Origin of the sequence: Mycobacterium sp. (genome assembly GCF_040509115.1) — a bacterium.
Taxonomy (GTDB): Bacteria; Actinomycetota; Actinomycetes; order Mycobacteriales; family Mycobacteriaceae; genus Mycobacterium.
In genome coordinates, this window is sequence record NZ_JBEVLO010000168.1 from 1 (window position 1) to 6026 (window position 6026).

Annotated in this window: 6 protein-coding genes; 2 read left to right on the forward strand and 4 right to left on the reverse strand. The window is 68.8% G+C overall.

The features are described 5' to 3' along the window. Positions 1 to 534 (forward strand): TOBE domain-containing protein (locus ABW137_RS12360; RefSeq protein WP_526400262.1); only part of this gene is annotated, 534 nt, incomplete at its 5' end. Here the strand turns inward: ABW137_RS12360 and ABW137_RS12365 are convergent. The 4 genes from ABW137_RS12365 to ABW137_RS12380 all read right to left on the reverse strand — a co-directional run bounded on the left by ABW137_RS12365 (position 523) and on the right by ABW137_RS12380 (position 4908). Beyond that, entirely contained in the window at positions 523 to 1959 is a 1437-nt protein-coding gene (locus ABW137_RS12365; RefSeq protein WP_526400264.1) for a GuaB1 family IMP dehydrogenase-related protein, read from the reverse strand. The genes ABW137_RS12360 and ABW137_RS12365 overlap by 12 nt on opposite strands. A 20-nt stretch (positions 1960 to 1979) precedes the next feature. After that, complete coding sequence (gnd, locus tag ABW137_RS12370) at positions 1980 to 3434, reverse strand: NADP-dependent phosphogluconate dehydrogenase (RefSeq protein ID WP_526400266.1); 1455 nt, start codon at positions 3432 to 3434, stop codon at positions 1980 to 1982. A gap of 77 nt (positions 3435 to 3511) precedes the next feature. After that, positions 3512 to 4477 carry a M56 family metallopeptidase gene (locus ABW137_RS12375; protein ID WP_526400268.1) on the reverse strand — a complete coding sequence of 322 codons (966 nt, stop codon included), beginning with the start codon at positions 4475 to 4477 and terminating at the stop codon, positions 3512 to 3514. Between the two features lie 14 nt (positions 4478 to 4491). Next, positions 4492 to 4908, reverse strand: coding sequence for a BlaI/MecI/CopY family transcriptional regulator (locus ABW137_RS12380; RefSeq protein ID WP_526400270.1), 417 nt, complete (start codon positions 4906 to 4908; stop codon positions 4492 to 4494). Between the two features lie 235 nt (positions 4909 to 5143). Between ABW137_RS12380 and ABW137_RS12385 the strand changes: the two genes are divergently transcribed. Further along, on the forward strand, positions 5144 to 5923 hold the full coding sequence (locus ABW137_RS12385; RefSeq protein WP_526400272.1) for an iron reductase: 780 nt from the start codon (positions 5144 to 5146) through the stop codon (positions 5921 to 5923). The last annotated feature ends 103 nt before the right edge of the window (positions 5924 to 6026 follow it).

Below are 6026 nucleotides of genomic sequence, written 5' to 3' on the forward strand. Positions count from 1 at the left end.
GACGCGGGGCTGCGGGTCCGGGTCCGTGAGGACATCGCCGAGATCCTCAAGGACACCGGGACGACGGCGGTACTGGTCACCCACGACCAGTCCGAGGCGCTGTCCCTGGCCGACTCGGTCGCGCTTCTGCTCGACGGCGTGGTCGCCCAGCACGGCCCGCCCGCGGCGATCTATGCGAGGCCGGCGTCGCTGGCCGCGGCCCGGTTCGTCGGGGCCACCGTCGAAGTCCCAGGTGAGCGTCGCGGGGGAGTGGTGCGCTCGGCGCTCGGCGCGCATCCGGTGCAGGGCGCAGCCGCCGACGGTCCGACGACGGTAGTGCTGCGGCCCGAGCAACTTCGCGTCGGCGAGGACGGGGTCCCCGGCTTCGTCACCGGCGTGCGGTACTACGGCGCCGACACCTCGTTGCACGTCGCGTTGCGGGACGGTTCGCGGCTGATCCTGCGGGCTCCCGGTGACGCGGCGTTCGGACCGGGCGACGAGGTCCGGGTCGTGGTCGACGGACCGGTCCTCGCCTACCCGGTGTCACCAGCCTGACGGCAGCGGATGCCCCTCGGCGAAGCCCGCGGCGGACTGCACGCCGAGGAGCACCTTGTCGTGCAACTCGGGCAGAGTCTTGGCGCCGACGTACGTGCAGGTGCTGCGTACGCCCGACGTGATGTGGTCGAGCAGGTCCTCGACGCCGCCGCGCGCCGGATCGACCGCCATCCGCGAGCTGGAGATGCCCTCCTCGAACAGCGCCTTGCGGGCCTGGTCGAACGGGCTGTCGCCGACGGTCCTTGCCGCGACCGCCCGCTTGGAGGCCATGCCGTAGCTCTCCTTGTACAACCGGTCGTCCCTGTCGCGCAGCAAGTCGCCCGGCGACTCGTAGGTTCCAGCGAACCAGGAACCGATCATCACGTTCGACGCTCCTGCCGCCAGCGCGAGTGCGACGTCCCTCGGGTGTCGGACACCGCCGTCCGCCCACACGTGCCCGCCGAGTTGGCTTGCCGCCGAAGCGCATTCGACGACCGCGGAGAACTGGGGGCGACCGACGCCGGTCATCATCCTCGTGGTGCACATGGCGCCTGGGCCGACGCCGACCTTCACGATCGATGCGCCTGCGCTGATCAGGTCCCGCGTTCCCTCCGCCGACACCACGTTGCCCGCGGCCAGCGGCAGACCAAGGTCCAGTGAGGACACCGACTTGATGGCGTCGAGCATCTTCAGTTGGTGGCCGTGTGCGGTGTCGACCACCAAGAGGTCCACGCCTGCCTCGGCCAACGCCCGCGCCTTGGCGGCGACGTCGCCGTTGATGCCCACCGCGGCGGCGATCCGCAGCTTGCCGTTCGCGTCGACCGCGGGTGTGTAGATGCCCGCCCGCACCGCACCGGTCCTGGTCAGCACGCCAGCCAGTCGCCCGTCGGGTCCGGTCATCACCGCGACGCCGACGGGAGCGTGCTCCAGCAGGTCGAACACGGCCCGCGGATCGGTGCCCACCGGCGCGGTGACGAAGTCGGAGACTGCCACGTCACGCACCCGGGCGAACCGGTCCACGCCCTGGCACGAGGCCTCGGTGACCAGCCCGACGGGCTTGCCGTCGGCCACGACGACCGCCGCGCCGTGCGCCCGCTTGTGGATCAGCGCGGTCGCATCGGAGATCGAGTCGTCGGGCGAGAGGGTGACCGGAGTGTCCACCACCACGTCGCGGCTCTTGACGAACTCGACCGTCTCGGCCACGACCGACGTCGGAAGGTCTTGGGGCAGAACGACGATGCCACCGCGCCTGGCCACCGTCTCGGCCATCCGACGCCCCGCGACCGCCGTCATGTTCGCGACGACGACGGGGATCGTGGTGCCGGTGCCGTCCACGGTGGACAGGTCGACGTCGAACCGCGACGTGACGTCGGAACGGCCCGGCACGACGAACACGTCGTTGTAGGTCAGGTCGTAGGGCGGTTGCTGACCCTCGAGGAACTTCACAGCATCTCGTCCTTAGGTGTTCACGCGGGCGACTCGCTGCGATCGCCGCTCCACTGGGTGTGGAACTTCTTGCTGGGGTCCTCGTCGGTGCGCCCGTAGGTGTGCGCGCCGAAGAAGTCGCGCAGCCCCTGGGTCAGCGCTGCGGGGAGCCGCTCGGTGCGCAGGGCGTCGTAGTAGGACAGCGCCGAGGAGAAGCCGGGGATCGGGATGCCCAGCTCGGTGGCGGTGACGACGACGCGGCGCCAGCCGTCGACGGCTGCCTCGACGGCGTCGCGGAAGTACGGTGCGACCAGCAGGGTGGCCAGTTCGGGCTCGTCGTCGAAGGCGTCCTTGATGCGGTTGAGGAACTTGGCCCGGATGATGCAGCCGCCCCGCCAGATGGTGGCCATGTCGCCGGGGGTGATGTTCCAGTCGTACTCGTTGCTGCCGGCCTGGATCTGGTTGAAGCCCTGGGCGTAGGCGACGATCTTGGATGCGTAGAGCGCTTGGCGGACGTCCTCGGTGAACTTCTCGGCGTCGGTCGGCTTGGCGCCGAGTTCACCGGAGGCCAGGCCGACGGTGGCCTTGCGCTGGGCCACCGAGCCGGACAGCGCGCGGGCGAAGACGGCCTCGGCGATGCCGGTCACGGGTACGCCCAGGTCGAGCGCGGACTTGACCGTCCAGCGGCCGGTGCCCTTCTGCTCGGCTTCGTCGAGGATCACGTCGACCAGCGGCTTGCCGGTCTTGGCGTCGGTCTGCTTGAGCACCTCGGCGGTGATCTCGATCAGGTAGCTGTCCAGATCGCCCTTGTTCCATTCGGCGAAGACGTCGGCGATCTCGGGGGCACTCTTGCCGAGTCCGTCGCGCAGCAACTGGTACGCCTCGCCGATGAGCTGCATGTCGGAGTACTCGATGCCGTTGTGCACCATCTTGACGAAGTGGCCAGCGCCATCGGGGCCGATGTGGGTGCAGCACGGCACGCCGTCGACGTGCGCGGAGATCTCTTCGAGCAGCGGCCCCAGTGACACGTAGGACTCGGCTGGGCCGCCCGGCATGATCGACGGGCCCTTGAGGGCGCCCTCCTCACCGCCAGAGATGCCTGCGCCGACGAAGTGCAGGCCGCGCTCGCGGATGGCCTTCTCGCGGCGGATGGTGTCGGTGTAGAGGGCGTTGCCACCATCGATGATGATGTCGCCTTCCTCCATCGCGTCGGCGAGCTCGTCGATGACGGCGTCGGTGGGATCGCCGGCCTTCACCATGATCAGCACTCGTCGCGGCTTTTCAAGGGCGGCAAGGAATTCCGGGATCGTCTCGCTGCGGACGAACTTGCCCTCCGAACCGTGGGCTTCCAGCAGCGCGTCGGTCTTGGCGATCGAGCGGTTGTGGAGCGCCACGGTGTAGCCGTGGTGGGCGAAGTTGCGGGCGATGTTGGAACCCATCACCGCCAGGCCGGTGACGCCGATTTGAGCCGTTGCTTTGTCTTCGGGCGAGCTCACGGGCAGCCTTTCGTTGTTTGGTTGTGGCACACGTCTTGTCGAACCGTCTTCTCGGACCGTCTTCTCGAACGTCGAATCTACGCGCTGATCAGCCTCTGCAGCTCGGTGAGCCAGGGCACCGCCAGCGCGATGGTGGGAATGACGAGGACCGCGGCCGCCGTGACGTAGGCGGCGACCGCCAACGGCACGCTGTTCGGCTTGCCGCACAGGCGGCGCACTCGCGTCACGGTGTGCGGCCCTCCCGCGGCCAGCGCGCCGGACGGCGCCCTGCTCGAGGCGCAGGCGACCAGTGCTCTGGCGAGCGGGGTGGGGCCCGCCGTGCGAACGGCGGCGTCGTCGGCGAGCAGCTCGATCAGCAGTCGGACCGCGTCGAGTGCGTTGGCGCTGCGGACGAACCGCGGGAAGGCGGCGTGCACGGCGGTGAACATCTCAAGCACCAGATCGTGGCGGGCTCTGAGGTGGGCGCGCTCGTGGCTGAGGATCGCCGAGATCTCGGTGTCCGAGAGTGCGCTCAGGGTGCCCTCGCTGACCACGACCCTGCTACGCACACCGGGCAGGCAGTAGGCGAGGGGTTGGGCGACGTCGAGGATGCGAAGGCCGTTCGAGCGTCGAAACGAGAGATCTTCCCGCCCGCGGGGGGAACCGGTGGCCACCGACCTGCCGAGCAGGTCGACCAGCATCCGGTGGTGCGCGCGGCGTCGCCGGGTGGCGATGGCGACCTGGACGATCGCGACGATCAGGCGGGCGCCGATCAGCAGTGTGAGGGTGAACACCACGACGTAGAGGGTCCACAGCGGCCAGCCGAGGGCCTTGATCTCACTGGTGATCGTGGCGGTCGGTCGGCCGTCCGGCCCCGGCACGAAGAGCCTGCTGGCGATGGCGATGCCCGCGCTGAACGCGGACAGCACCGCTGCCAGCGCGATCGATTGCCAGAGCACTATCGCCGCGCGCGGCGCCCGCAGGGGCCACGACGCCCGCGCCAGCAACGCAGGCACTGGTCCGACGAGGAGCAGCGCCACGGCGGAGAAGGCCAGCGCGGACACACTCCAAGTGTTCCTTAAGCGGTGCCCGGATTGCCAGCGGACGAGCTAGAACGGTCCTTGGCCTCCAGCTCGGCGAGCGCGCGCCGGAGCGCGGCCGCTTCGTCCGCGCCGACCCTTTCGACGAAGTGCACCAGCGCGGCTTCCCGGCTGTCGACGTCCGATGCCTGGTCAAGGGCATCGACCATGAGTCCGGCGACCAATTCGTCCCGGCCGTTCGTCGGCGCATAGCGGTGTGCTCTGTCGTCGCGGTGTTGCACGACGAGGTTCTTCTTCGCCAGGCGTTGCAGCACCGTCATGATCGTCGTGTACGCCAAATCTCGCCGCGCCGCCAGCGCTTCGTGCACCTGGCGCACCGTTTGGGGATCGCGCGAGGACCATAGGTGATCCATCACTTCGCGTTCGAGCTCCCCGAGCCGCGTCTGTTTGGCCATGTTTCGTTCACTCTCCTGCGCAATGAAGCAAGGGTACTACGCGCTTACTACCGTGCGTCGTATCCAAGTTGGGCGCACTCTTTTCGATTCCGCCGCCAATTGGCGGGCGCCATCCGTAACCGGGTTCCTGCCCGGTCAACCTGCGTTTCTCACGCCGTTGTGAGTCCAATCACAAGGGGTTTCCCCGCCTGCGCGTCTTACTATAGTAAGGCTAACCTAACCGCAGGAGGTGCTCATGACCGTCGTGGTCGACGACCCGCTGATCTCACGCATGTCGATCAGCCGGACCCTGCCGCTGCACGATTCCAGCCGGCGTCTGCGCGAGCTGTACCCCGAATGTCCGCGCGTCTACGGCGTCGCGGTGATGAGCGACCTGTCGCGACGCCGGTGGTGGCCGCTGACCGACGTGCTCACCACCGACCGGCTTCAGGCGATGTTCGATGCGGCCGCGGCGGAGACCGACAACAGCGTGGCAGTCACCCACCAGCTCGCCGCCACGCTGGCTCACGTCGTCATCGGGCGGGTGGTGCCGCTGCTGGCGCTGGAGGGGCGGGCGTGGGACACCGGACTGGAGAATCTGTGGGTCCACGTCGACTCCGAGGGCGCCATCGACTGGGTCGGTGTCGTCGATCCGACCCTGCGCGCGCTGCCGGACGACCCGCACTTCGCGTCGCACTCCGGGCTGCGTCAGCGCAACGCGGGGCAGGACCGGATCGTCGCACTTCCCAGCGAGGCGGCGTTGACGACGTGGGTGGCGCATCGCAGTCACCGCTCGCTGAAACCGCTCTTCGACAAGCTCGTCGACGTCAGTCGGGGCGCGATGTCGGTGGCGGCCATGTGGCACATCGTCGGGACGGCCGTCGTGAGCGCGGCGACGCAGATTCCGTTGCTGGCCGGATCCAGTGAGCTGGTCAGCATGCGACGTGGCCAGGCGGTGCTCGACGCGTTGGTTGGTTTCGGCGCGCCGGTCAGGGGATCCAGCCGACCCGCTGCTACTAAGGCCTTGCTAAATTAGGGCAGGCTTGCCTATTGTTACTGACGCAGGGAAGAACGACTCCATGAACCACCGGACCGCCGCGGAGTCCTGAGGGCTGCAGAGACCCCCGGTCCATTCGAGG